Origin of the sequence: Kribbella sp. NPDC005582 (assembly GCF_040605415.1) — a bacterium.
Classification (GTDB): domain Bacteria; phylum Actinomycetota; class Actinomycetes; order Propionibacteriales; family Kribbellaceae; genus Kribbella.
Map to the genome: position 1 here is coordinate 13,391 of NZ_JBEXCU010000009.1, position 25,645 is coordinate 39,035.

Annotated in this window: 19 protein-coding genes; 5 read left to right on the top strand and 14 right to left on the bottom strand. The window is 67.3% G+C overall.

The annotated features are described in order from the left end of the window. Positions 1–3: 3 nt before the first annotated feature. From ABZS29_RS35770 to ABZS29_RS35795, 6 genes are read right to left on the bottom strand one after another with little or no spacing between them, the layout of a single operon-like run. Complete coding sequence (locus ABZS29_RS35770; RefSeq protein ID WP_355469019.1) at positions 4–2,601, bottom strand: glycoside hydrolase family 2 protein; 2,598 nt, start codon at positions 2,599–2,601, stop codon at positions 4–6. Between the two features lie 38 nt (positions 2,602–2,639). After that, entirely contained in the window at positions 2,640–3,446 is an 807-nt protein-coding gene (locus tag ABZS29_RS35775; protein WP_355469021.1) for an ATP-binding cassette domain-containing protein, read from the bottom strand. Then, positions 3,446–4,339: an ABC transporter ATP-binding protein gene (locus tag ABZS29_RS35780; protein WP_355469023.1), complete on the bottom strand. Its 894-nt coding sequence runs from the start codon at positions 4,337–4,339 to the stop codon at positions 3,446–3,448. The genes ABZS29_RS35775 and ABZS29_RS35780 overlap by 1 nt, the downstream gene beginning before the upstream one ends. Further along, positions 4,336–5,283, bottom strand: a complete 948-nt coding sequence (locus ABZS29_RS35785) for an ABC transporter permease (RefSeq protein WP_355469024.1) — start codon at positions 5,281–5,283, stop codon at positions 4,336–4,338. The genes ABZS29_RS35780 and ABZS29_RS35785 overlap by 4 nt, the downstream gene beginning before the upstream one ends. Positions 5,284–5,296: 13 nt before the next feature. Further along, positions 5,297–6,286 (bottom strand): ABC transporter permease, encoded by a 990-nt coding sequence (locus ABZS29_RS35790; RefSeq protein WP_355469026.1) that lies wholly within the window; start codon positions 6,284–6,286, stop codon positions 5,297–5,299. Between the two features lie 3 nt (positions 6,287–6,289). Beyond that, entirely contained in the window at positions 6,290–7,954 is a 1,665-nt protein-coding gene (locus ABZS29_RS35795) for an ABC transporter substrate-binding protein (RefSeq protein ID WP_355469028.1), read from the bottom strand. Positions 7,955–8,135: 181 nt separating this feature from the next. On the opposite strand from ABZS29_RS35795, the gene ABZS29_RS35800 reads away from it, so the two are divergent. Continuing rightward, positions 8,136–9,149, top strand: coding sequence for a LacI family DNA-binding transcriptional regulator (locus ABZS29_RS35800; RefSeq protein ID WP_355469030.1), 1,014 nt, complete (start codon positions 8,136–8,138; stop codon positions 9,147–9,149). A gap of 9 nt (positions 9,150–9,158) precedes the next feature. Here the strand turns inward: ABZS29_RS35800 and ABZS29_RS35805 are convergent, their stop codons facing one another. Genes ABZS29_RS35805 through ABZS29_RS35815 form a run of 3 tightly spaced genes read right to left on the bottom strand, consistent with a single transcriptional unit; the run spans position 9,159 to position 12,597 of the window. Further along, positions 9,159–9,632, bottom strand: a complete 474-nt coding sequence (locus ABZS29_RS35805) for a pyridoxamine 5'-phosphate oxidase family protein (protein ID WP_355469032.1) — start codon at positions 9,630–9,632, stop codon at positions 9,159–9,161. Between the two features lie 9 nt (positions 9,633–9,641). Then, positions 9,642–11,870: a beta-galactosidase gene (locus tag ABZS29_RS35810; protein WP_355469034.1), complete on the bottom strand. Its 2,229-nt coding sequence runs from the start codon at positions 11,868–11,870 to the stop codon at positions 9,642–9,644. Between the two features lie 40 nt (positions 11,871–11,910). Further along, entirely contained in the window at positions 11,911–12,597 is a 687-nt protein-coding gene (locus ABZS29_RS35815; RefSeq protein WP_355469036.1) for a GntR family transcriptional regulator, read from the bottom strand. Between the two features lie 66 nt (positions 12,598–12,663). Between ABZS29_RS35815 and ABZS29_RS35820 the strand changes: the two genes are divergently transcribed. Next, positions 12,664–13,095: a VOC family protein gene (locus ABZS29_RS35820; RefSeq protein WP_355469038.1), complete on the top strand. Its 432-nt coding sequence runs from the start codon at positions 12,664–12,666 to the stop codon at positions 13,093–13,095. Between the two features lie 55 nt (positions 13,096–13,150). Here ABZS29_RS35820 and ABZS29_RS35825 read toward each other — a convergent pair whose 3' ends face one another. Next, positions 13,151–14,806: a right-handed parallel beta-helix repeat-containing protein gene (locus tag ABZS29_RS35825; RefSeq protein WP_355469040.1), complete on the bottom strand. Its 1,656-nt coding sequence runs from the start codon at positions 14,804–14,806 to the stop codon at positions 13,151–13,153. Between the two features lie 225 nt (positions 14,807–15,031). Here ABZS29_RS35825 and ABZS29_RS35830 point away from each other — a divergent pair, with 225 nt between their 5' ends. After that, positions 15,032–16,270: an SGNH/GDSL hydrolase family protein gene (locus ABZS29_RS35830; RefSeq protein WP_355469041.1), complete on the top strand. Its 1,239-nt coding sequence runs from the start codon at positions 15,032–15,034 to the stop codon at positions 16,268–16,270. Between the two features lie 8 nt (positions 16,271–16,278). After that, the gene (locus tag ABZS29_RS35835; RefSeq protein WP_355469043.1) at positions 16,279–17,910 is read left to right on the top strand and encodes a cellulase family glycosylhydrolase; all 1,632 of its coding nucleotides are present in this window, start codon (positions 16,279–16,281) and stop codon (positions 17,908–17,910) included. A 190-nt stretch (positions 17,911–18,100) separates the two neighbouring features. Here the strand turns inward: ABZS29_RS35835 and ABZS29_RS35840 are convergent, their stop codons facing one another. From ABZS29_RS35840 to ABZS29_RS35855, 4 genes are read right to left on the bottom strand one after another with little or no spacing between them, the layout of a single operon-like run. Beyond that, positions 18,101–20,314, bottom strand: coding sequence for a GDSL-type esterase/lipase family protein (locus tag ABZS29_RS35840; protein WP_355469045.1), 2,214 nt, complete (start codon positions 20,312–20,314; stop codon positions 18,101–18,103). Between the two features lie 41 nt (positions 20,315–20,355). After that, positions 20,356–21,186: a carbohydrate ABC transporter permease gene (locus ABZS29_RS35845; protein WP_355469047.1), complete on the bottom strand. Its 831-nt coding sequence runs from the start codon at positions 21,184–21,186 to the stop codon at positions 20,356–20,358. A 10-nt stretch (positions 21,187–21,196) separates the two neighbouring features. Then, positions 21,197–22,120, bottom strand: coding sequence for a sugar ABC transporter permease (locus ABZS29_RS35850; protein WP_355469049.1), 924 nt, complete (start codon positions 22,118–22,120; stop codon positions 21,197–21,199). Then, positions 22,120–23,481: a sugar ABC transporter substrate-binding protein gene (locus tag ABZS29_RS35855; RefSeq protein WP_355469051.1), complete on the bottom strand. Its 1,362-nt coding sequence runs from the start codon at positions 23,479–23,481 to the stop codon at positions 22,120–22,122. The genes ABZS29_RS35850 and ABZS29_RS35855 overlap by 1 nt, the downstream gene beginning before the upstream one ends. A gap of 135 nt (positions 23,482–23,616) precedes the next feature. Here ABZS29_RS35855 and ABZS29_RS35860 point away from each other — a divergent pair, with 135 nt between their 5' ends. Then, positions 23,617–25,644 (top strand): beta-galactosidase, encoded by a 2,028-nt coding sequence (locus ABZS29_RS35860; protein WP_355469053.1) that lies wholly within the window; start codon positions 23,617–23,619, stop codon positions 25,642–25,644. The last annotated feature ends 1 nt before the right edge of the window (position 25,645 follow it).

The window sequence follows — 25,645 nt, forward strand, 5'->3', positions numbered from 1 at the left end:
ATCTCACTTCTTTCGCTGATTGTCTCCTTCCCCGGTGCCCACCGCGGTCGCGTCGAAAAGTCCTTGTGCCGTTAGATCATTGGCGGTTCGGAGGAACGGCGGCGCGGTGAGGTCGACGGCAACATCGGGTGACGCTGTCGTCACGACGAAGGACGCCGTACCGCCTGCGGGTAGGTCGACGAGCCCGCGGTCGACGGTCGCGTCGGGGGCGACGCGGTCGGCGTGCAGGTGGACGGCGATCGCGAGGCTGCGGGCGGTGACGTCGACGCGATAGCCGCTGTCCGTGCGGACCACCTGCGCATCGAGCGGCACCGGATCGAGCTCGGCCGCCACCGGCTCGACGAACAGGTGCACGAACGACAGCTCGCCCAGCGATCCGATCAACGTCTCCCGCCGCTCGTCGTCAGCGGCCGCTACATCGCCACTCAACGGCAGCACCTGTACGGCGCGTGGCCCGACCGCGACCGGGAGCGATGCCTCGGCCAGTACGGCGCCGTCGAACTTCTGCCGACTGAGCACGAGCATGCCGTCGAGGGGCTCGTCCGTGTCGTTGACCACCGCGACCGACAGCACACCGTCCCGGTCGACCACCGTCAGCAACCGTGGCGCATAGGCGTCCCGCAGGGCGAACCACAGCGGCTTGAGTCGCTCCTCGGAGTCGATCGCGGACCACGACGTGACCGGCCAGCAGTCGTTGAGCTGCCACACGATCGAGCCCGCCGTCCGCGGCCACCAGGACCGGTAGTGTTCGATGCCGTAGGCAACAGCTCGCGCCTGGTTGAGCTGCGTCGCCCAGTGCCAGTCGGTGAAGTCGTCCGGTACGCCGAGGTGCGGCGCCATCCCGCGGTCGAGTTTGCCGTTGCCGTCCGCCGCCTTCTGATGCACGAGGAAGACCGGGTCGGTCTTGGTCAGCGGACCGGGGCGGGACGGATGCACCCAGTCGTCGAGGGTGCGCCAGTTCGGCGGTCCCTGGAAGCCGAACTCGGAGCAGAACCGCGGCACTTCACTGCGGTACACCGAGTAGTCGACGCGGTTCCACACCTCCCACTGATGATGCGTGCCGCGGTCCGGATCGTTGGGATGCACGCGACCAGGACTCGACGGGCTGTTGTCGGTATAGGGCCGGGTCGGATCGAGTTCACGCACCAGCCCAGGCAGCAGTTCGCGAGCGTAGGACTCGCCCCAGCTCAAACTGCGCCCGAGCGGCCGCCAGAGGAACAGCTTCCAGCCCCAGTCCTCGTGCCCCCACAGGTTCTCGTTGCCGCCGTTCCACACCGCAAGCGACGGATGCGGCATCAGGCGGACGATGTTCTCCCGGGCCTCCGCCTCGAGCTCGCTGCGCAACGGCTCCTCCTCCGGATAGGCGGCGCAAGCCAGCAAGAAGTCCTGCCAGACAAGGAGCCCTCGCTCATCACACAGCGAGTAGAAGTCCTCCGACTCGTACACCCCGCCGCCCCAGATCCGCACCAGGTTCACGTGCGCACCGGCGGCCTGCTCGAGTCGGCGGGCCAGCCGCTCGCGGGTGATTCGCGGCAGGAAGTGGTCGTCCGGGATCCAGTTGACGCCCTTGACGAAGATCGACCGGCCGTTGACGACCAGCGTGAACGCCGACCCGATCTCGTCCTCGGAGGTGTCCACCGTGACCGTCCGGAAGCCGATCCGGCGCTCCCACCGATCAAGCGGCGGTGAGTCGCCGTCGGTGATCGTGACCGTCAGGTCGGCCAGCGGCTGCTCGCCGTACTCGACGGGCCACCACACCGGCGCCTCCGGTACGTCGACCACGAGCACCGCCGACGTTTCGCCCAGCCCGATGGTCGCCGTACCGCGGTGAGTTCGGCCGGCCGCGACGACCTCAGCGCTGACCACCAACGTCGTCTCGGAAGCGCCGGCCCGCTCGATCTCTACGTGTGTCTCGACGCGACCGGGCGCGACCGCCGTACGCGGCGCCAACGCTCCGTCGGCTCCGAGGTCCACCGAGACCAGCGGGCGCACCTGGGCGATCCGTGCGGTGTGCCAGCGCTCGACCCGAACACCCTTCCAGATTCCGGCCGTGCGCAGGTCCGGTCCCCAGTCCCAGCCGAAGCTGCAGGCCATCTTGCGGACGAACTGGAACGGCGTACCGTACGGGTTCGGCCGGTTGCCCAAGCGGTCCCGCTGCTCGGCGGCGTACTTGGTCGCCGAGGCCAGGTCGACGACCAGATCACGTTCGATGCCATCGGCAAGGGTTGTCACGTCGAAGCGGTACGAACGATGCATGTTCACCGTGCGCCCGAGCTCGGCGCCACCGAGCTTGATCGTCGCGACGGTGTCGAGCCCGTCGAAGACCAGCTCGACCCGCTCCCCCAGTACGGCGGGCCGCAGCGAGAGCGGACGCCGGTACTGCCAGTCGACGCCGAACATCCACCGCAGCGCCGACTCGTTCGCATCGAGGTACGGATCCGGAATGATGCCGGCCGCCAAGAGATCGGTGTGAACGTTGCCCGGCACCTGCGCCGGTACGGGCTGGACCACAGCAGCCCGCGCGGCGGCGGGCGCACCGGCCGGCACGGTGGCCGGTAACGCGGTGACGGTCCAGGCATCGTGAATCGGGTCGGTGCGCAAGTGAAGCTCCTGACGGATGGACGGGTAGACAGAGCCGGTCAACGCCGGAGTTCCGCGAGACGGCGTTCGGGATCGGGCGCAGCCTCGGCCAGCAGCCGGGTGTACTCGTGCTGCGGCTTGAGAATCACGTCGTCCGCCGGACCGTGCTCGACCACCTCGCCGCGGTACAGGACCATGATTTCGTCGCTGAAGTGCCGCGCGGTCGCCAGATCGTGCGTGATGTAGAGGACGCCGAGGTTCTCCTCCCGCTGCAAAGTCGCCAGCAGGTTGAGCACGCCGAGCCGGATCGAGACGTCGAGCATCGAGACCGGCTCGTCGGCGACCAGGATCCCCGGCGACGGCGCGAGCGCCCGGGCGATCGCGACGCGCTGCCGCTGACCACCGGACAACTCGTGCGGCTTGCGCTGCACGAAGTCCTCGGCGGGATCGAGCCGTACACGTCGCAGCAACTCCAGCACCCGCTGTTCCACCTGCCCGCGCGACAGCCCGCGGTGATGCAAGCGGATCGGACGAGCCAAGTGATGCCCGACTGTGTGGTACGGATTCAGCGAGGCGAACGGGTCCTGGAACACCATCTGCACGGCCTTCCGGTACGCCGCCGCCCGTGGGCCCCGGTAGACCATCGGCTCGTCGTCGACCAGGATCGCGCCGGCGGTCGGCCGTTCGAGCTGCATCAGCAGCTTGGCGATCGTGGACTTCCCCGAACCGGACTGACCGACCAGCGCGATCGTTCGCCCGGGCTCCAGCCGGAAGCTCACCTGGTCGACCGCGCGTAGCTTCCCGGCGCGCAGACCGCCGTGCAACCTGTACTCCTTGACCACGTCCCGCAGCTCCAGCACGGTCATCAGCTCGCCACCTCCTCCGGGTCCGGCACGGTCTCGTCCAACGATGTGTCCGCCCCGAGCGATCCGGTCCGGACGAAGTCGCCCCGAGCTCCGGTGAGACTGGGGAACGACGACAGGAGTCGCTGTGTGTACGGGTGTTTCGGCTGGGTGTACAGGACCGGCGCTGCGTCCAGCTCGACGATCCGGCCCGTCCGCATGACTGCGATCCGATCGCTGATCTCGAGCAGCAGCGGCAGGTCGTGCGTGATGAAGATGACCGCGAAACCGAGCTCCGACCGCAGCTCGGTGATCTCCTGCAGGATCTCGCGCTGCACCACCACGTCGAGCGCGGTGGTCGGCTCGTCCATCACCAGCACCTGCGGTTCGAGGGCGAGCGCCATCGCGATCATGACGCGTTGCCGCATCCCGCCCGACAGTTCGTGCGGATAGGCGCGAAGGCGCTGGCGGTCGACGCCGACGCGTTCGAGCAGGTCCCCGGCGCGCTGGCGGCGCTCGGTCTTCGTCATTCCCGGCCGATGCGTACTGAAGACGTCTTCCAGTTGCTCGGAGATCCGCAGTACCGGGTTCAGGGAGTTCATCGCGCCCTGGAACACCATCGCGATCTTGTCCCAGCGGAACGCGCGCAGGTCGTCGCCGTTGAGCTCCGACAGATCGAGGTCGTAGCCCTCCCGCGACGAGAAGAGGACACGGCCGGCGGTGATGAACGCCGGTGGCTTGAGCAGCCGCGTGATCGCGTACGCGAGGGTCGACTTGCCGCAGCCGCTCTCGCCCGCGAGGCCGAGGATCTCCCCGCGGTACAACTCCAGGGACACGTCCCGAACCGCTTCCACCGTGGTCTCGGCGAGATAGTCGACACTGAGATTTTCGATCGTCAGCACGGGGTGGGCGGTCATGCTGTTTCCTCCCGGGCGTGCTTGAGCTGCTCGCGGGTCATGCTCCAGCGCTTGCGGTCGGCGCGGGTCTGCGAGCGCAGCTTCGGGTTGATGATCTCGTCGATCGAGAAGTTGATCAGCGACAACGCGGCGCCGAAGAGCGCGATCGCCAGGCCCGGCGGGACGAACCACCACCACGCGCCGAGCCGCAGCGACAATCCGTTCTGCGCGTAGAAAAGCATCGTTCCCCAGGTGAACGATCCGGAGGCGCCAAGGCCCAGGAAGGACAGGCCGGCCTCACCGAGGATCGCGAAGATCACCGCGAAGACGACCTGCGAGGCCAGCAACGGGATCAGGTTCGGCAAGATCTCGACCAGCAGGATCCGCCAGCGCCGCTCACCGCTCACCCGTGACGCGAGCACGTAGTCCCGGCTACGCACGCTGAGCGTGAACCCCCGCAGTACGCGCGCCGATCCGGCCCAACTCGTGACAGCCAGTACGACGGCAACCAGCCAGACCGACTTGTCCGGAACGTAGCTCGAGATGACGATCACGAGCGGCAGCCCCGGGATCACCAGCATGACGTTGGTGAAGAGCGAGAACGCCTCGTCGACCCAGCCGCCGACGAACGCACCGACCACCCCGAAGAACGCCGACAGCACCAGCGTGATCGCACCGACCACGACGCCGATGGTCAGCGACCCGCGAGTCGCGTGCGCGAGCTGGGCGAACACGTCCTGACCGGTCTGCGTCGTACCCAGCAGGAAGCCGTTCCCCGGCGGCGTCAGGCCGATGTCCCGGACGGCCGACGGATCGCCGACCAGCAACGGGCCGATCAGCCCGAACAACGTGATCAGGCCGGTCAGCCCCAGACCGATTCCCAGTTTCAACGTCATCGGCGGCAGGATCCGACGCCGTCGTGCGGCATCGGTCGGCGCTTGCGCGGCCGAGGTGGTGATGGCCATCAGGCTCTCCCTCCTAGGAGCGCGCACGCGTGCGCGGGTCGATGACGCCGTACAGGAGATCGACGAGCAGGTTCGCGCCGAGGACCGCGAGCGTGATGATCAGGAACACGCCCTGCATCAGCGCGTAGTCGTTGTTGCCGACCGCAAGCAACAGCGCCGAGCCGATGCCGGGGTACGAGAAGACCGCCTCGGTGACGATCGACCCCGCGACCACGAAACCGAGCGAGATCGCGAACCCCGAGATCGACGGCAGTACGGCGTTCCGCGCGGCGTACCGGGAGCGGATCCGCCGCGGGGTGAGTCCCTTGGCCTCGGCCGTCACGATGTAGTCCTCGGACAGCGTGGAGACCATCATGTTCCGCATCCCGAGCATCCAGCCGCCGATCGAGGACAGCACGATCGTCAACGCCGGCAAGGCACCGTGATAGAGCACCGACTGCAGGAACGCCAGACTCCAGCCGGGACTGACCGAGTACACGTCGTACCCGCCGCTGAGCGGGAAGACCGGCCAGGTGCTGCCGAGCAGGAACAGCAACAGCAGCGCGAGCCAGAAGTACGGCACCGACTGCAGCATCGTCGTGAACGGAATGAGGTTGTCGACCCACGACCCGCGCCGCCAGCCCGCCGCGCGACCGAGCAGGACCCCGATGACGAACGACATCACCGCGGCCAGCCCGATCAGCCCGACCGTCCACGGCAACGTCTGACCGATGACCGTCGACACGGGCGTCGGGAAGTACGCGATCGACGTCCCCAGCTCGCCGGAGACGAGCTGGTGCAGGTACGTCACGTACTGGCGCCACAGTGACACGTTCGACTCGGTCCCGAGCATCGCCTCGATCGCGGCCCGGGTCGTGGGCGTGACCGGGCCCTTCGTCGCGAGCTTGGACAGCATCAGGTCCACCGGGTTCCCCGGCATCAGCCGGGGAATGAGGAAGTTCAGCGTGAGCGCCGCCCAGCACGCCACGGCGTAGAAGACGAGCTTCTGCCCCAGATACCGCACGGCTCAGCCCACGGGGGTGATCGTCTTGAGGACCACGCCGAGGTCCCAGGCCTTCCACGAGGCCGGCAGTGCGTAGATGTTGTCCTTGGTCGGCCAGCCGGCCGCGCGCGAGGTGTTGAACTCGGTCAGCATCGAGTTCACGTAGACCGGGATGTACGGCATCTGGTCGGCGAACACCTTCTGGATCTCGGCGTACTGCGCCTTCTGGGTGGCCTCGTCCGAGGTGCCGGCCGCGGTCTTGAGCGCCGCGTCGACCTTGGGGTTGGAGAACCGGGCGAAGTTGCCGGCGCTCGCGGACTTGCCGACATCGGCGGTGTTCTCGGTCGCCAGCCGGCCGTTGTAGGTGAAGTACGGGTTGGTCGAGGCGCCGAGCCCGACGGAGTCGAGGGAGAGCTGGAACTTGCCGTTGGTCTGGGCGGCGTTCCACTCGTTCCACGAGACCTGGCTGGGCTTCAGCTCGATCCCGATCTGCGCGAGCTGCTGCTTCAGGGTGTCGTTGATCGAGATGTAGTCGCTCCAGCCGGTCACCGTCTGGACCGTCAGCGACAGGCGTTGGTTGCCCTTGGCCCGGATTCCGTCCGCGCCCTTGGCCCAGCCGGCCTCGTCGAGGAGCTTGTTCGCCGTCGCCGCATCGGCAGCCGGCGGGATCTTCTGCAGGTTCGGATCGGTGATCCAGCTGTCGTCGCGGCCGGGCAGCAGCAGCGTCGGCGACGCGTCGGACGCGACGCCGCCACCGGCGAGCTTGATCAGCTGCTCACGGTTCATCCCGTAGTAGATCGCCTTGCGGACCGCGGGATCCGTCTGCGGACCCGAGCACCCGCGGGCGGCGTTCGAGCACGTCACCAGGACGGTCGTCATCACCGGCGTGTTGACGTAGGTGAGCTCCTTCTTCGACTTCATGATCTGGTCGACGCCTGGCAGGTAGGCGCTGATCCAGTCGACCTTGCCCGCGACCAGGGCGGCACTGGCGGCATCCGCGGCCTCCAGCGGGATGTAGCGGACCTCCTTGATGGCAGGCTTGCCGGCCTCCCAGTACGAGTCGTTCTTCACCAGGGTGTAGCTCTGGGTGCTGAACGTGCCGAGCTTGAACGGGCCGGTCCCGACCGGGTTCTCGTTGGGGTTCGTGACCGGGTCCTTGATGTCCTTCCAGATGTGCTCGGGCACGATCGCCTGGTTGGCGAGGACCGCGGGCTCCTGCATCAGGGACTTCGACTTGAAGGTCAGGACGGCGGTGTCGTCCGCGGTGGCCTTCGCGGTGGCGGCCAGACCGGACGGGTTCAGCGCCGGGGTCTTCGCGATCAGGTTGAACGTGAACGCCACGTCCTTCGCGGTGAACGGCTGCCCGTCGTTCCACTTCACGCCCGGACGGGTCTTGATCGTGAGTTCGGTACCGGCGTCGTTCCAGGAGAAGCCGCTGGCCAGGACCGGCGTCGGATCCTGCTTCTTCGCGAAGTTGTACCAGTACAGCGGCTCGTAGAGCGCCCCGAGCGTGGGCTGGAGGGCCGTCGTACTGAACGGGTTGAAGTTCTTGCTGATCGTGCCTCCCCCCACGGTGATCGAAGACTTGGCATCCGCCTTGGCGCCGCCGCCGCCGGCGCTGTTCCCCGAGCAGGCGGCGAGCAGCAGTACGGCGGCCGTGGCACCTGCCGTGATCCTCGTGAAACCCATGTCGTCGGTCCCTTCGCAGCGGCGCACATGAAACGCTTAAGTAAAGTGCGCATGAACGTAAGCTGCGGAATCGGGCAGGTCAATACCTCAGAGCGAGCTTTCTGCTTAATCACTTAAGTTGAGTAATGCAGGGACTCCGGCCGCCGCCGGGATACCGTGGGCCGGACCGAAGGAGGAACTGGTGAAGCGACCGACCATCGCCGACATCGCGACCCGGGCCGGTGTCTCCACCGGGGCGGTGTCGTACGCGCTGAACGGACGGCCCGGCGTCTCGCCCGCCACTCGCGACAAGATCCTCGCGATCGCGGCCGAGATCGGCTGGCGACCGAGTATCGCCGCCCGCTCGCTGACCGGCGCTCGCGTGCACGCGGTCGGCCTGATCCTGGCCCGCCCGGCGCGCGTCCTCGGGATGGAACCGTTCTTCATGCAGTTCATCTCCGGTGTCGAGTCCGTGCTGTCGGCGAACCGGACCGCGCTGCTGCTCCAGGTCGTCCCCGATCACGACGCGGCCGACGAAGCCGTCAGGTTCTGGTGGGCCGAGCGTCGCATCGACGGCGTACTGGTGACGGACCTGTGGGCGCACGACCAACGCCCGGAACTGCTTGCCCAGCTGGGCATTCCCGGCGTGATCGTCGGCTCTCCCCGCGAAGGTCTGGATCTGCCGGCCGTGTGGAGCGACGACGCGGCCGCGGTCGATGCCGTCGTCGACTATCTCGTCACCATCGGCCACCGCCGTATCGCGCGGGTGGCCGGTCTGCCGAGCCTCGAGCACACCCAGATCCGTACGGCGGCCTTCCAGGCGGCCGCCGACCGTCACGGCCTCGAGTCGGCGCCGGTGATCAGCACGGACTACACGTGGGAAGAGGGTGCTCAGGCCACGCGCCGGTTGCTGACCTCCGCCGACCGGCCGACCGCGATCACCTACGACAACGACGTGATGGCCGTCGCCGCACTCAGCGTCGCGCACGAACTGGCGATCTCGGTCCCCGACCAGCTCTCGATCGTGGCCGGCGACGACTCCCAGCTCTGCTTGGTCCAGCATCCTTCCGTCACTGCCCTCGCACGCGACATCGTCGACTACGGCGCGCGCGTGGCGCAGGCGATGCTCGACCTGGTGTCAGACGGCCGGACCGAAGCCCAGCAGGTCCCCACCGCGACCCTGGTCCCCCGCGCCAGCACCGCCGCCGCCCCCTGATTCCGGGGGCTAACCGAGATTGACTGTCATTCGCCGGTCGGTGCCCGTCCCGTACTCCGGGTCCCGGCCGGGGATGTGCACGGAGTGCTCGGTGATCGGTGCACGGTAGAGACGCCAGACCTCGGGAGCTCGCAGCTCGTCAGGCGCGAACTGCCTGAGCCCGGGGAAGCGCGTCCAGGCGACGCGGTCGAGGCAGCTCTCCAACTCGTCGTCCGGCACGACCTCCGCCTTGGCGATGAAGTAGACAGCCTGCCCACTGCCGATCTCCGCCGCGGAGTTGAACACCACCATGCTGACTTCCGGCCGGTCAGCGATGTTCTGCGAATGGTGCGACTCGATCGACGACACCCAGTAGACGGTCGAGTAGCCGTCCGGCGCGAAATACACCGGCGAGACCCGGGGCCGTCCGTCCGGATCCACGGTTCCGAGCACCATGTACCGGTTGCTGTCGATCAGTTCCTTGGCCAGCGCGTCTGGTTCCATCCCGGCAAGCTAGCCGACGGCCAGTTCTTCGACCAGAACTTCGGGTGTGCGGGTCGGACGTGCCTCTGATGCCAGCCAGACCCGGCTGTCCGGTGACAGCGGGAGGACGTGCAGTACGACGTCGGTCGCGGCAGCGAGGCCTGCATCTTGGAGGTCGACCGTCCAAACGGTTCCGTCCCAGAAGCGGTCGGCGACCGTCGTACCGTCGACCTCCAGTTCAGCGACGTCGCCGGCCCAGGTGATGCGCAGGCGACCCTCCCCCACATCGGCAACCCAATCCGGCAAGGTGATGCGATAACGGGCTGCGAGTCGGTCGATGTCGGACCGCTTCGGGCTGGAGGCTCTGCCATCGCGTTCGCCGTAGGTCGCCGGGACGTCGGCGGCTGGGCGGATCAGGTCTACCTTCGCTGTCGCGGCTCGGGCTTGGGCTGCGTTGACAGGTACCTCCACGAAGCGTCGGTCGGCTGGGTCGTAGCGTCGCAGCTGCGGGGCCGTTCCGGCGGCGACGACCTGCACCGGATCTTCGCCGTACCAGGAGATCTCGCAGCCGGAGATCAGGAGCGTCCGCTCAGGGTGCTCCCGCACCCAGAGGTCTGGCCCGAGGGCCGCCGGGAGGACGAGCAGATCAAGCGCACCCGTTGCCGAGAGCAACCGAACGGGGTGCTCGGAAGGAGTCAGCTTCGTGGGTCTCTCGTTCGGCAACTGGAGCTCGACGGGCACGGAATGATCTGCGAGCAGGACGAGCACCGGCGCATCAGGACCGTCGAGCAGGGTGATCGGCGTGGCGGTGATCCACTCGATCTGGATGCCGCCGTACTCCTGGAAGAACGGCCAGCACGCCAGGGTTCCGGGTTGAACGGTGATCGGTTCGGAGGGAACCGTCGTACCGGCGATCTCGAACTGGACATCGGGCAGCGGATCGAGTTGATCGTAGGGCTGGTGCCAGGCCAGGAACAGGTAGCCCTTCGTGCCGTCGGACCGCACCGCCCACCGCGGTGTCGTCCGATCGTGGGCGTCGGCCGGACGGACCTCCGGCAGCCAGGACGGCAGCTCCGCGAGACCGGCGCCGAAGGCGGTCAGGAAGGCGTGCTGGCGACGGAGCTCGGCGTGGGAGCCGTTGATCTCGCCTGCCTCGCCGATCGGTGCATGGAAGTCGTAGCTCAGCCTCGGCAGGTCGTTCGGATATCCGCTCGCATGGGACTCTTGCAAACCGCCCGGCGGATTCGTCCCACCGGCGTACATGTAGTAGCCCTGCCAGGCCGAGCCGTTGCCGATCTTGCAGAACGCCACTGTCGCGATGTCGAGCGGCGCGAGCACCGGGCGGCGATGGTACGCCGTCGCCATGCCGCCGCCGAGTTCACACGTGGCGGGCGGGAAGCCGGCGGCGGTCGGGTCGGCCGGCGCGGTGAGCTCACTGTGCCGCAGATCGGCGCCGATGCCGGGATCGTCCCAGGTGTGGCTGAAGAAGAAGTGTTCCCGGAACGTCGGGTCCCAACCCGCCTCCGAGTCCACCCAGAAGCCGTCCGCGTAGCCGCCGTACAGCGGGAAGACCTCGTCGGCGGGGAGTTGCGCACCACCCCAAGCGGTGGCGGTCCAGAGCGGAGCAGCGAGGCCTGCTTGTCGAGCCATGGTCTTGAGTGTGCGCAGATGGCCGGGCTGGTCGTACAACTCGTTCTCGAGCTGGATCGCCAGCAAGACGCCATCCGGGCCGGCCCGGCGGCCCAGGTGCCCGGCCAGCTGACCGAACCACTCCTCGACCAACTCCAGATATTTCGGATCGTCGGTGCGATGCTCGACGTCCGCGGCCGCTACCCAGTCCGGGAAGCCGCCGTTGCGGAGCTCGCCGTGGCACCACGGCCCGATCCGCAGCACCACGTCGAGCCGATGGTTGCCGCAGGCATCGATGAACGCGCCGACGTCGAGGTTGCCGTCGAACCGCGGTTCGCCGCGCTCCGGGACATGATGCAACCACGGCACGTACGTCGACACGGTCGTCACACCACCGGCCACCGTCGACCGGAGCCGCGCCTCCCAACGATGCCTGGGAATCCGGCTGTAGTGCAGCTCGCCGGAGATCGGAACGAACGGTACGCCGTCCCGCTCGAGACCGCGGCTCGACAGCCCCAGCCCGGGCCGCCGGTCCTCGACGTTGGCCATCGTCGGCCGCAGCGGTTCGGTCGGCCATGGCGACACGGTGATCCGGTGCGGGCCATTGTTTCGGGCTTCTTCGTTGGACACAGCAACCATCCTCGCGGGCCGTCGGTGTACCGTGCCGGGCTCAGCGGTGAGTCGGGGCGCTTGCTTCGTCGGTGCCGGCGGTCAGGATGTCGAAGGCGTTGTGCCGGTGCACGGCGAAGAGCGCCAGCGCTGCGTCGGCATCGCGGGTGCGAAGTGCAGTGACAAGCTCTTGGTGTTCGCGGGGGATGCCGCCGAGGTAACCCTCGACGCTCACGTTGATGCGCGTCAACAGGAACAGGTGCACCTGGCAGCGGATCGCGTCCCATGCCTCGGCGAGACGCTGATGCCCGGCCGCGGCGAAGACGGCATCGTGGAAGGCGATGTCACAGCGCACCATCTCGTGCGGATCATCCGCTCGCTCCATTGCTGCCGCGGTCTTCGCCAGCGAATCCAGGTCGCTGTCCGACGCCCGGTCGACGACATGACGAACGGCCAGGTCTTCCAGTGCGCCGCGCAAGGTGTGCAACTCCGTGACGTCGGCCGCCGACAGGGTGATCACGGTCGCGCCGCGATGCCAGGCACAACGAACGAGCCCTTCGCGCTCCAGAATCCGCAATCCTTCCCGCACCGGTCCTCGGCTGACATCCATCACGCCGGAGAGCTCCACCTCGCGCAGCTGGGCTCCCGGCGGGTAGGCGCCAGTGAAGATCGCCTCGCGGATCCGGTCCGCGACCTCGTCCGCCAACCCGCGGCGCCGAGCCGGGCTCACCATGCTCTGCTCGCTCATCTCCACCCCTCCGCCTGATTGTCTTAATGTTAACATTAGGACACTGTTCCCACGAAAGGCGTTGCCATGAGCGTGCTCGACTCCCCGATCCCCCGCTTCCACCTCGCCGTACCGGTCGACGACCTGGCCGCGGCCCAGCAGTTCTACGGCCAGGTGCTCGGCCTCGCGCAGGGCCGCAGCTCGGACACCTGGATCGACTGGAATCTGCACGGCCACCAGTTCGTCACTCACCTCGCCCCGGAGCGTGCTCAACGCATCCACAACCCGGTCGACGGTCACGACGTACCGGTCCCGCACTTCGGCCTGGTCCTCACCGTCCCGGCCTTCGAACAGCTCGCCGACCGCCTCCGTGCCGCCGGCACCACCTTCGTCATCGAGCCCTATGTCCGCTTCGAGGGCCAGACCGGCGAGCAGTGGACGATGTTCCTGCTCGACCCCGCCGGCAACGCCCTCGAGTTCAAGGCCTTCGCCGACGACTCCCAGGTCTTCGCCGCCTAATTACGCCGCCCGCACCGGTGGCGCCATCCCTCCGGGCGCCACCGGTCGTGGTGGGTCAGCGGTATTCGAAGGCGCCGATGTCGGGGAGGCCGTTGTAGACAGCGCCGCCGGCGTAATCGGTTCCGCCGTTGTCGGCGATGGCGATGCCGGTATTGATGGCTGGGGAGCCGGCGGTGACTCGTAGCGGGAGGGCCGCATCGAGGGCTGGGCCGGATTGGGGCGTGCCGTAGGGCCCGGTGATCGAACCGGCGAAGCGCGGGTTGCCGGTTGTGGGGCGGCGATCGGAGGAGGGGATGGACAGGGTGGCGCCGCCGTACAGGTTGGCGTTGTAGTCGATGGTGGAACTGGTGGTCAGGGAGGCTCCGGCACGGGTGGAGTAGAAGATGTTGTTCCAGAGGTGGTACGTGCCTTGCAGGCTGGTGCCGTAGCCATAGACGAGGTTGTTACTGCGGTCGTTGTAGAACGTGTTGTTGTAGACGTGGGCCGTCGTACCGCGATTCGAGTGCAGGTAGAGCTGGTAGCGGGTGTTGCCGGCGATGACGTTGTAGCGGACACGGACGGAGCCGAAGTTACGGCCGCACTGGCAGAGCAGGATGCCATCGCCGTTGTGGTGCACGAAGTTCTGCTGTACGACGACGTTCGTGGTGGCGTTGTCGGCATCGATGCCGTTGGAGTCGGCGCCGCCGGCCTTCGGCTCGGTGCCGTAGACCTCGTTGCGCTGGATCGTGACCTGGTCGGCGTAGTAGACCTCGATCCCGGAGGTACCGGCGCGTTGAACCACGTTGCGCTCGATCAGACCGCCGCGGGTGTCGGTGACGTAGACGCCGTTCGCGGCGTAGCCCGAGTCGGCTTGGGAGATGTAGTTGTTGCGGATCACGACCTGGGTATGCGGTGCGAACGCGGCGTCGGTCGCGCTGCTCCGCTCACCCCAGCCGGTGTGCACGGAACCGCTGGTGGAACCCGTGTACTGCTTGACGGTGATGCCGCCGAACGACGTGTTCCGGACGGTCGAGCGCTCGACGAGGATGTCGTGCAGGACGGTCGGCCGCCCCGGACTCGCCGGATTGGCGACGAGGCCGCGGAAGACGATGCCGCCGGTGTTCTTCGACCGATCCCAGCCGGTCTTGAAGGTGATGCCGGTCCGGTTGTCCGCGGTGTCGCCGCCGATCCAGTTCACCTCACCGGTGACATCGTGAACGTCGACGCTGTCCAGGTGGAAGTGGTTGAGCTGCGTGCCGGTGCTACCACTGATCCCGATCCCCCGCAGGTCCCGCAGGTTGCTGCCCGGGCTTCCTCCGTTCAGCGGTCGCGCATTGGTCACCTGCAGGTTCTTGAGATCCCAATACTGCTGATTGTGCAGCCGTACGGCGTCCGCGACCTGGCCCGCGCCGTCGATCTGCGGCTTGGCGCCGGCGCCGTACTGGTCGATGACGATCGGCTGCGCCTCGGTCCCCGAGCCCTTGGGCCACAGCTGACCGGTCCACCGCTGCCCGGCGTGCAGCAGAACCCGGTCGCCGGGGCCGAACGTGGTCGCGTTCACCTTGGCCAACGAGCGCCAGGCGGTCGTCGACGTCGTACCGGCGGCATTGTCGTTGCCGTTCGCCGCGTCGAGATAGTAGGTGGTCGCGGCGGCAGCATTCGCCGAGCCTGCCACCAGGACATGCGGGCCGGCTGCCACGGCCAGGACAAGTAGGGCACGTACTAGTCTCATTCCGCATCCTCCGATGGGTGAGCAGCGCTGGGAACGTACACATAACGAATTCGCCAGCGGCTGAGTATGGGGCGGTTTGCTTGCCACTAGGGACTGTGAACGCTCCCAGTACTATCTGTCAACGAGCTCTTGACCCTCGGTTTCCGGAATGCCACTCTCGGTCTACTCCCCCGTCGAAGCGCTTCGATCTCACGCCGACATCCCGCCCCCTGGAGTCGATCACCCATGCCGATGATCTCTTCCGTCCTCGCCACTGCGCTGCTGCTGATCGATCAGTCGTTCACCGCGCAGACCACCCCGCCGAACTTCGGCTTCCCAGCCGGCGCCGACATAGCCGGCGGCGTCCTCAACGTCACCAAGGCCATGAACAACTACACCACCGCGATCAAGACCTTCGACACCGCGATCACCCAGCAGCGGACGCTCGACCTGGCCTTCGACTGGAAGACCCAGATCTCCGCCGCCGGCAACAAGACCGGTCTCGAATTCCGTGACAGCCAAGGCAACCTGGTCTTCGCCCTCGCCGGTACGACGACCGAGCTCCGGTACGGCGTGACCGGCCCCGCGTCCGACTCCACCACAGCCCCGGAGTCGCTCAGTCCCGTCTGGACGAAGGTCGGCTACGACCGCAGTAGGTGGTACACCGTCGATCTGCACCTCGACTTCGCCCTGCAGCGAGTGCAGTACCTGATCGCCACCAAGGAGACCGCCGCCCGCGTTCTCGCCTCCGGTACGGCGCCCGTCAGCGGCAAGAATCTCGCCAAGTTCGTTGCCTGCAACTACTACGGAACCGGTGTGCAATCGATCGACAACTTCCGGCTCAGTGCACTGTCCAAGGCCATCAACGGTCAGCTGAGAGGCAAGACGATGTACGCCTTCGGCGACAGCATCGTCCAAGGCCACACCTATTCGCGCAGCTTCGTGAACCTCCTGGCCGAGCGCGAGCTGATCACCCTGTCGAAGTACGCCGTGAACGGCGCCTCGATCGGCCCCAGCAGCAAACAGATCATCACCCAGGTGCGTAACGCCCCGACTCGATCCCCCGACTACGTCGTCTTCAACGGCGGCACCAACGACGCCGAGAACATCACCAACGGCCAGTACGGCGTGTCGACGTACGCGAGCTCGTTGGAGACCACCTTGGCGGCCATGCGGTCCAAGTGGCCGACCGCCCGGATCGTCTACGTGGCCGTCCACAAACTCGGGTCCCGCGACTGGAACACCCAGCTCGCCATCCGCTCGGCGACCCTGCAGACCAGCGCCAGATGGAACGTCACCGTCGCCGATGTCTTCAACGACGCCGCCCTCGACACCCGCAGCGACAGCCAGCGGGTCGCCTACACCTTCAACAGCCTCGTGAACGGATTCCCCGGTACCGGCGGCACGGGCACCCACCCGAACCTCGCCGGAATCACCAAGTTCTACGTCCCGATCTTGACCGCCGCTCTGGCCCCACCACAGTAGGAGGAAGCATGGCTCGAAGACTAAGTCTCACTACCGTTCTCGCACTCCTCGCAGCACTGTTCTGCGCCCTGCCACCAGCTCAGGCGGCGGCCGTCGAACCATCAGCAGCGACCCGGATCATGCCATTGGGCGACTCGATCACCGGCTCCCCCGGCTGCTGGCGAGCACTGCTGTCCAAGCATCTGCGCGACACCGGTCACACGAACCTTGACTTCGTCGGCACGCTGCCCGCCCCCGGGTGCGGATTCGCCTACGACGGCGAGAACGAGGGCCACGGCGGCTACCTCGCCACGAACATCGCCCGCAACAACCAGCTCCCCGGATGGTTGTCGGCGACCCGTCCCGACATTGTGCTGATGCACCTGGGCACGAACGATGTCTGGAGCAACATCCCGGCAACCACGATCCTGAACGCCTACACCACCTTGCTCGGGCAGATGCGCGGCTCGAATCCCAGGATGAAGCTGATCGTCGCGCGCATCCTCCCGATGAACCCGTCCAACTGCAGCGCCTGCGGTCAGCGGGTGGTTGCCCTCAACAACGCGATCCCCGGCTGGGCGCAGGCCAACACGACCGCGGCCTCACCGATCACGGTCGTCGACCAGTGGAGCGGATTCAACACCGCGACCGATACGAGTGACGGCGTACATCCCAACTCCAGTGGCAACCAGAAGATCGAGCGCCGCTGGTACCCCGCCGTGGGGGCGGCGCTGCCGAGCGCGGCTCCCGAGGCTGTTGGCCTGCGCGTCAGCGGCACCCGCATCGTGGAGGCGAACGGCGCGAACCTGGTGATGCGCGGCGTGAACCACCCGTACGCCTGGTACCGGAGCCAGAACAGCTCGTTCGCCAACATCAAGGCGACCGGCGCCAACACCATACGAGTCGTTCTCAGCGGCGGCCATCAGTCAGCGCCGACGTCGGCAAGCGAGATCACGACCATCATCACGTTGTGCAAACAGTCCCGGCTGATCTGCGTCCTCGAGGTGCACGACACCACCGGGTACGGCGACCAGAGCAACGCCGCGACGCTGGATCAGATGGCGAGCTACTGGATCGGCGTCGCCAGTGTCCTCAAGGGCCAAGAGAACTACGTCGTGATCAACCTCGGTAACGAACCGTTCGGCAACAACCAGCAGGTGAGCGCCGGCTGGGCGAGCGCGACCAGCAACGCGATCCGGCGGTTGCGGTCGGCCGGGCTTCAGCACCTGCTGATGGCCGACGGTCCGATGTGGGGGCAGGACTGGGGCAACATCATGCGCAACAACGGGGCCTCGGTGCTGGCCGCCGACCCGCAGCACAACACCGTCTTCTCGATCCACATGTACGGCGTCTACAACACCGCAGCGAAGATCAACGCGTACTTCGATGCGTTCCGGAACGCCGGTCTGCCGCTGCTGGTCGGCGAGTTCGGGCACATGCACACCGACGGCGATCCGGACGAGAACACGATCATGGCCCAGGCGCAGGCCCGCGGTCTCGGCTACCTCGGCTGGTCGTGGAGCGGCAACGGCGGCGGCGTCGAATACCTCGACATGGTCTACGGCTTCAACCCGGCCAACCTCACCCCGTGGGGTCAGCGCATCATCAACGGCGCCAACGGCATCCGGCAGACCTCCAGACAAGCCACCATCTACAACTGATCACCACAGCACTTCGCCCTCGCGGAAGTCGGCCTCTCCGCGAGGGCGAAGTGTTTTCAGCAGGCCGGTCAGCTAGGAGCGACGGCACGGCCGGTCGTGGGCGAGATCATGCCCGCACACAAACCGTTCCGCGCCAGCACCTGGGCGATCCGCGGGATCGCGGCCACCGTGTTGGGCGGGCCGTCGTGCATCAGGACGTTGCCCGCAGCCCGTTCTCCGTCCGTGCGCGGAGCAGCGCCGGGGTGTTGCTGGTCGGCCCGTCGTAGAAGGTGAGCCCGACGTACCCCTTGCTGCAGGCAGCCTCCGGTGCCGCCGCAGCACTGGCAGTGAGCAGCGGGACCAGGCGGTTCGCGATCTTCTGGTGACCGGCGTCGTTGGGGTGAGTGCCGTCAGCGGTGTCGGTCGACACAGTGATCCAGCCTTCGGTGTTGATGAATCGGACTTTGCTGTCGCCCGCGGCATTGCGGGTGGCGACAGCGGCCTTGGTCTCGTTGACGTAGAGCTTCTGGAACGTCTCCATCGCATGAATGGTGGCGTTCGGATACTTCGCCCGGATCCGCTGCATCAGCGTGATGTAAGCGCTCTGGAACTGCGCGCTGGAGACGCCGTGCCCGCGGTCGTTGGTACCAAGGTTGATCAGTACGTCGCTGGCCTGGTAGCGGGAGAAGTCCCAGTCCGGCGAAGTGGCATCCACCGTGGTCTTGAGATAGCGGTCGCGCAGACCGATGCATCCGGACGCCGGGTACAGGCAGACGCTGGCCCGCGCCACTTGCACATGCGCGGCCCCCAGCTTCTCTCCCGTCAACCACCCGTACGACGTGACCGCCATCTTCGACGCCTTCTCGCCGGCCGTGATCGAATCACCGATGAACTCGATGGTCCGCGACGGGACCGTGGCCGCCACCGTGCGCGCACCGGCATCCAGCGTCACCCCCTGGAACACCAGGTCACCGCGGTACGAGCCGGTGGCCTGCCGGTAGGAGACCCGCAGCGTGTGCGTCCCGGCCGTCAGTCGGGTCGGCGTCAGGTTCACCAGGCCGCTGACGCCTCGGTAGGAGACCCAAGGGCGGCCGTCGATGCTCGCGTACAGGTCGACGCTGTTTCGCTGACGCAGCTTCACCGTGGTGCCGGTGAAGCCGACCACCGCGTAGGCACCGGCCCAGCCCGGCACGTAGGCGGAGGACGAGCGCGTGTCCCAGCGCCCGACGTACTTGATGTTGGAGTCCGTCGGCGACCCGTCACCAGCTGCCAGCAGCGTGGCCAGGGCGGCGGTCTTGGACCACGACTGGCCGGCGCCACCGGTGCAGGTCGCGACCACGACCGCGGTGTTGTCAGCGGTCGCCCCGCCGGCCGTGTCGAGGCACCGGCCCGACGACGTCACCGTGCCATTGGCGTTGACCGCCCACTTCTGATTGGCACTCCCGTTGCAGGCACTGATCACCACCCTGCCGGTAGCTGCGTCCAGGCACTTTGTGTTGTTGTAGATCCGCAGCTCCGCGGCCGCGGTCTGGGTCCACTTCTGGTTGACCTGCCCGCCGCCCGGCGGGACCAGCGGACAACTGCTCTCGTACGACGTGATGCCGGTCCGATCGACCAACGGGCAGAGGAACTGGGTGTAGCGGGTATCGCGGTCGACGAAGATCTTCAGCCACGGAACGACCTTGCGCATCATCACCGAGTTCGCCGAGGTCGGGAACCCGTGGCCGGCGCCGGTCAGCTCGAGGTACGCCTTCTCCGTCGTCGCCGGCACGGCGTTGTACAGGCTCTTGACGCTCGACGGCGAGACCGTGCCGTCGCGCTGCCCAGCGAGCAACATGGCCGGGACCTTCATCCCGGACGTGCCTTGTGACGGACTGTACGGCGCCAGTCCGACCGTTGCCGACAACGACGGCCGGCGCAACGCAGCGGAGATCGCACCGCCGCCGCCCATCGAGTGGCCCATCACGGCCAGCCGGCTCGCGTCCACCCGGCTCCGCACCGAACTGCGCTGGGTGAGGTAGTCGAGAGCCGCCAGCAATTGCGTGCCGCGGGCGGTGTCGAAGTCGTTGCGGCTGAGGGTGTCGATCCCGATCACCACAAAGCCGAAGGACGCCAGCCAGGGTCCCATCCAGGCACCCTCGGCCGCCCAGGTGGCCGTGTACCCCGGCACGATCGCGATCGCGCCGAACGTGCCCTGACTGGTGTCGGTCGGGTAGTAGATCTTCGCAGCGCCGAAACCGTTCCCGGAGCCGACGCTCACCTCGGCCGTCGCGAAGGTGCCGCGCGACGCCGCAATGCTCGCCTGGGTCGGGTCCGGTCCGCGCTGGTAGGGGTTGTCGGCGGCCAACGCCGTCGTCGCCTGGGGCATCAGGACGGCGAGGACGACGGCAAGGACCACCAGCATCCGCCGTAGGTTCGTAGGCATGGGGCGATACCTCACTCATTCTGTGAACGTGCACAACACTCTCAGCCCTTGACCCCCGAGGCCACGACGCTGCGGATGAAGTAGCGCTGAGCGAACAGGAAGATGAGCAGCGTCGGCAGGACATACAGCGCGGCGGCGGCTGCTTGCACAGTCGGGACCGCGTTGCCATGCGGATCGCGGTACCAGGCGGTGATGGCAACCGACAGCGTCGTATGGTCGACGTCCAGCAGCAGCGCCGGCGCGATGTAGTCGCCCCACGTCCAGACGAACGACAGCACGAACGACGTGAGCAGGACCGGTCGCGAGAGCGGCAGGAAGATCCCCCAGAAGATCCGCCCCCAGCCGCAACCGTCGATGATCGCCGCGTCCTCCAGCTCGCGTGGGATCGCGGCGAAGAACTGCCGGAACAAGAAGATCAGGTACGGGGAAGCCGCCAGTCCCCACAGCACCCACGGCCAGTAGGTGTTGACCAGGCCCAACCGCGAGAACAGCACGTACGTCGGCAGCAGCGTGAGGATCTGCGGCAGCATCATCGTCGACAGCAGCACCAGGAACAGCGCGCGTTTGCCACTCCCCCGCAGTCTGGCGAACCCGAAGCCGACCACCGCGCTGGAGGCGGTGATCAGGACGGCGTACAGCGTCGACAGGAACAGCGAGTTCATCGCATACGCCGGGAAGTTGATGTCGGTGAGGGCGTGGGTGAAGTTCTCCCACTGCGCCTGCCGCGGCAGGATGCGAGCCGGTACGGCGGCCCACTCGTCCCGGGTCTTGAGCGCTGCCAGCATCAGCCAGACGAACGGGCCCACGAAGACAACGGCGAGCGCCATCAGGAGCAGGTAGACGGCTCCGGGCGCGGATCGGCGGACGGGCACAGACGTTCTCCTATCGGTCCGAGTCGGTGTCGACCTCGTAGTGCACCCACGACCGGCTCGACCGCTGGATCAGCAGGGTGAAGACCAGGATCACCAGGAAGAACACCCACAGCATCGCCGATCCGTAGCCGAACCGGTTGCTGTTGAAGAACTCCTGGTAGACCTGAACCATGTAGAGGTGGGTGCTCTGCGGCACCTGTCCCACCCCGGCGATGCTGTTGGTCTCGGCGAGCAGCAGCGGCTGGACGACGATCTGCAGGGTCGCGATCACTCCGGTCACGACCTGGAAGAAGATCACCGGCGAGATCATCGGCACGGTGATGTGCCGGAACACCCGCCAGCGGTTGGCGCCGTCGACCACCGCGGCCTCTTCCAGCTCCGCCGGTACCCCCTGGAGGGCGGCGAGCATGATCACCATGCCGCCGCCCAGCCCCCACAAGGTCAGGATGATCAACGCGTAGAAGGCCATCGGATCGATCAGCCAGGCGATCGGCCGGATCCCGACGATCTCGAGGATCGCGTTCAGGATGCCGGCGTTCCGGTTCAGCACGAGCTTCCACATGATCGCCATCGCGACGACCGGAACCACGGACGGCAGGAAGAAGATCGTCCGCCACAACCCGACCGCCCGCAGCCGGCGGTTGAGCAGCACGGCCAGCCCGAGTGCTCCGGCAACACTCAGTGGTACGGCGATCGCGGCGTACGCGACGGTCCTGAGCAGAGCGTGCCAGGCCTCGCTGTCGCCGAACAGCTCGCCGTAGTTGCGGAAACCAACCCACCGCCACCGCGGTGAGCTGCCGTCGAAGTTGGTCAGGCTCACCCCGAACGCGTAGCCGAGCGGCACCGCCGTCAGCAGCAGGAACCCCAGCACCCACGGTGCGACAAAGAGGTAGAACGTGCGGTTGGAGTAGCGCGTCCAGCTGGTCTTGGCCATCAGCCGATCTGCTCTTTGCCCTGCTTGAGCACCTTGTTGATCTCTTCGGTGATGGCCTTGCACGCCTCGTCCACCGTGGCCTGCTTCTTGATCGCCCGCTGCAGATGCTTGTCCAGGGCAAGGTTCCAGGCATCGCCGGTGACGTACGGCGACGCCGGCAGCGGCGTCGTGTACTGCAGCTCGTTCTGCGCCGTCGTGAACGCCTGCTTCTGGTAGGGCAGCTCCTGCGGCAGCTTCGGCAACAGCGACTTCAGAGCCGGCAAGCCCCAGCCACTGCTCGCGCGCTCCACCGCGGGCGGGCCGGCCATGAAGTACTCCATCAGCTTCCAGGCCTCGTCCTTGTGCTTGGACTTCGCCGGAATCCACGCACCCATCCCCGCGTACGTCGGACTCACCCGCTGATCACCCATGATCGGTGCCGGCGCCATCCGGATCGCGGGCTGCAGAGCGGTCTCCTTGACGAAGTTTCCGCCGTACCAGTAGCCGTCCTGACTGATCGCCATCCGCTTGGCCATGAACGTCGACAGGTCGGCGCCGTCCGGGAGCGGGTCGAGCGAGGTCGGGCCGACGCCTGCCTGGGCGAAGTCGACGTACCAGGCCACCGCCCGGCGGGCGGCCGCCGTACTGAAGTCGGTCTGGGTGAGGTCGTCGCTGTAGACCTTCTCGCCCTGCTGGAGGATCATCGTCGCGATCGGCGAGTACAGGCTCCACGCCCATTCCACGCCGAGGCCGTAGACCTTCGTCTTGCCGCCCTGCTTGACGGTCAGCTTCTTGCCGATGGCCAGCAGGTCGTCGTACCCGATCGGTTCGGTCTCGCTCAGGTGCGGGACCTTCGCCTGGTCGAACAGCTGCGCGTTGTACCAGAGCGTCGCGTCCTGGCTCCAGTCCTTGACGATCCCGTAGTACGCGCCCTGACCGATCTTGCTGCCGTCCCAGCGGAAGTTGTCGTTGACCGCGAGCAGATCGTCCTTCTTCAGCAGCTGGCTCTTCTCCAGGTACGGCGTCAGGTCGGTGGCCAGGCCGCGGGCGTTGTTGTTCGCACTGCCGACGGCAGCACCGCGGACGAAGTCCGGCGGGGTCCCGGAGGCGAGCATCGCGTTCAGCCGGGTCGCGTCGTTCTCCAGGAAGTTGATCTTGATCCCGGGGTTCTTCGCCTCGAAATCGGCGATGTGCTCCTTGGTGAGCTCGTTGTTCGCGTACATCACGGTCAGCGTGACGGTGCCGCCACTGCCGCCCCCGGACGACGTCCCCGAGGAGTTGGCGTTACAGCCGCTCAGCAGGCCGCCGGCGGCCGCGCCGCCGACCACCGCGGAGGTTCCGGCGAGCAGTCGCCGCCTGCTGATCCGAGTGGATCCGTTCATCTCGTCCTCCTGGATTCTGGGAGCGCTCACAGTCTCTGGGTGCGAGATATCCCTGTCAATACTCCACAAGCGTCGGTCTGACCGTGTCATGATGATGCGGTTTCTGTTCGCGCTCCCAGATTGGGGTGTCCGCCGATGAGCATCGTCGTACCGGTCCAAGCCGGCCGTGGCGAGCCTGTTCTGCCGCAACTGACCGGCATCGCGTTCGGCGGTGACTACTTCCCCGAGCAATGGCCCGAACTGCGATGGCACGAAGATGTCGCGCTGATGCGCGAGGCGGGGGTCAACTTCGTGAACGTCGGGATCTTCGCCTGGGCGCTGCTCGAACCGTCGCCCGGCAGCTACGATTTCGGCTGGCTGGACCGCGTGCTGGACCTGCTCCACGAGGCGGGCATCGCCGTCGACCTGGCCACTCCGACCGCCGCCCCTCCGCCGTGGTTCTTCCGGCAGAACCCGCAAGCACGCATCACCGACCGGGACGGCCGGATCCTCGGCACGGGCGGACGGCAGGCCTTCTGCCCGAGCTCCCCCGAATTCCGGCAGGCCGCCACCGCGATCACCGAACGACTCGCCGCGCACTACGCGGGCCACCCGGCGGTGACGATGTGGCACGTCCACAACGAGTACGGCGGCGCCAACGCCCACTGCTACTGCGCGACGTGCGCAGCGGCGTTCCGGAGCTGGCTACGGCGGCGCTACGGTCACCTGGACGATCTGAACGATGCCTGGGGCACCACCTTCTGGGGTCAGCTGTACGGCGACTGGGCCGAGATCGAGCCGCCGCTCGCTGCGCCGGTGGCCGTCAACCCGGCGCACCAGCTGGACTACTTCCGGTTCAGCTCCGACGCGCATCTGGCCAACTTCGTGGCGGAGCGCGACATCATCCACCGCTTGGCGCCCGGCGTACCGGTGACCACCAACTTCATGATCAAGAACTGCAAGTGGATCGACTACCGCCGGTGGGCCGCCGAGGTCGATATGGTGGCCAACGACCACTACCTGGTTGCCGAACGTCGCGACAGTCACGTCGAGCTCGCACTGGCAGCCGACCTGACCCGATCGGTGGCCGGGGGTCGCGGCTGGATGCTCATGGAGCACTCGACCAGCGCGGTGAACTGGCAACCCCGCAACCTTGCGAAGCGGCCGGGTGAGCTGCGCCGCAACAGCCTGAGCCACCTCGCCCGGGGCGCCGAGTCCGCACTGTTCTTTCAGTGGCGGGCGTCGCACTTCGGCGGCGAGAAGTTCCATTCGGCGATGCTGCCGCACGGCGGCACCTCGACCCGGGTCTGGCGAGAGGTCTGCGAGCTCGGCGCCGATCTGTCCAGACTCGACGAGCTGCGCGGGACCGAGGTGGTCGCCGACGTCGGCCTGCTCTGGGACTGGCAGTCCTGGTGGGCGCTTGATCTGGAGTGGCGGCCATCGGTGGATCTGTCCTATCTGGAGCGCGTCGAGGCCTTCTACGGCGTGGCCTGGCGCGAGCATCTGACCACCGACTTCGTCGACCCCGAGGGCGACTTGTCGCAGTACCCCGTGCTTCTGGTGCCGAGCCTGTACCTGACCACGGCGAGCGCGGCGGAGAACCTTGCCGCCTACGTGCATCACGGTGGCACGCTGGTGGTCTCGTACTTCTCGGGCATCGTCGACCACAACGACACCGTGCACCCCGGCGGCCATCCAGGCGCGCTCCGCGACGTACTGGGCCTGACGGTCGAGGAATTCCTGCCACTGCGCTCGGACGAACGAGTCGCAATCGACGACGGCGCGATCGGCGATGTCTGGGCTGAACACCTCGTACTAGAGGGCGCGGAGGCAGCCCGGCACTACACCGACGGGCCGGCGGCCGGCGCACCCGCCGTGACGCGACACCGCTACGGCGCCGGCACCGCCTGGTACATCTCGACCCGACTTGGTGGGGACGATCTCGCCGCCGTCCTTCGGGAGGCCGGATTGCCGACCCGGTACGACGAAGTCTCGCCGGAGGTGGAGGTGGTCCGGCGCCGCGGACCCGAGCACGACTACCTGGTCGCAATCAACCACGACGACCGCGATGCCGTGCTGCCGGGTGACGGCGACGAGCTGCTCACCGGCGCAGCGGTCGTGGGGAAGTTCGCCGTACCGGCGGGTGGGGTGCGGGTGCTCCGGTCACCGCGGGCCAGAATGTAGA

What these genes read in the sequence shown, in the direction of transcription:
- ABZS29_RS35830 (WP_355469041.1), top strand. Translation starts at nt 15,032, where the DNA reads ATGCCGATGATCTCTTCCGTCCTCGCCACTGCGCTGCTGCTGATCGAT.
- ABZS29_RS35775 (WP_355469021.1), bottom strand. Translation starts at nt 3,446, where the DNA reads ATGACCGTGCTGGAGCTGCGGGACGTGGTCAAGGAGTACAGGTTGCAC.
- ABZS29_RS35825 (WP_355469040.1), bottom strand. Translation starts at nt 14,806, where the DNA reads ATGAGACTAGTACGTGCCCTACTTGTCCTGGCCGTGGCAGCCGGCCCG.
- ABZS29_RS35780 (WP_355469023.1), bottom strand. Translation starts at nt 4,339, where the DNA reads ATGACCGCCCACCCCGTGCTGACGATCGAAAATCTCAGTGTCGACTAT.
- ABZS29_RS35840 (WP_355469045.1), bottom strand. Translation starts at nt 20,314, where the DNA reads ATGCCTACGAACCTACGGCGGATGCTGGTGGTCCTTGCCGTCGTCCTC.
- ABZS29_RS35835 (WP_355469043.1), top strand. Translation starts at nt 16,279, where the DNA reads ATGGCTCGAAGACTAAGTCTCACTACCGTTCTCGCACTCCTCGCAGCA.
- ABZS29_RS35860 (WP_355469053.1), top strand. Translation starts at nt 23,617, where the DNA reads ATGAGCATCGTCGTACCGGTCCAAGCCGGCCGTGGCGAGCCTGTTCTG.
- ABZS29_RS35820 (WP_355469038.1), top strand. Translation starts at nt 12,664, where the DNA reads ATGAGCGTGCTCGACTCCCCGATCCCCCGCTTCCACCTCGCCGTACCG.
- ABZS29_RS35815 (WP_355469036.1), bottom strand. Translation starts at nt 12,597, where the DNA reads ATGAGCGAGCAGAGCATGGTGAGCCCGGCTCGGCGCCGCGGGTTGGCG.
- ABZS29_RS35850 (WP_355469049.1), bottom strand. Translation starts at nt 22,120, where the DNA reads ATGGCCAAGACCAGCTGGACGCGCTACTCCAACCGCACGTTCTACCTC.
- ABZS29_RS35795 (WP_355469028.1), bottom strand. Translation starts at nt 7,954, where the DNA reads ATGGGTTTCACGAGGATCACGGCAGGTGCCACGGCCGCCGTACTGCTG.
- ABZS29_RS35785 (WP_355469024.1), bottom strand. Translation starts at nt 5,283, where the DNA reads ATGGCCATCACCACCTCGGCCGCGCAAGCGCCGACCGATGCCGCACGA.
- ABZS29_RS35805 (WP_355469032.1), bottom strand. Translation starts at nt 9,632, where the DNA reads ATGGAACCAGACGCGCTGGCCAAGGAACTGATCGACAGCAACCGGTAC.
- ABZS29_RS35855 (WP_355469051.1), bottom strand. Translation starts at nt 23,481, where the DNA reads ATGAACGGATCCACTCGGATCAGCAGGCGGCGACTGCTCGCCGGAACC.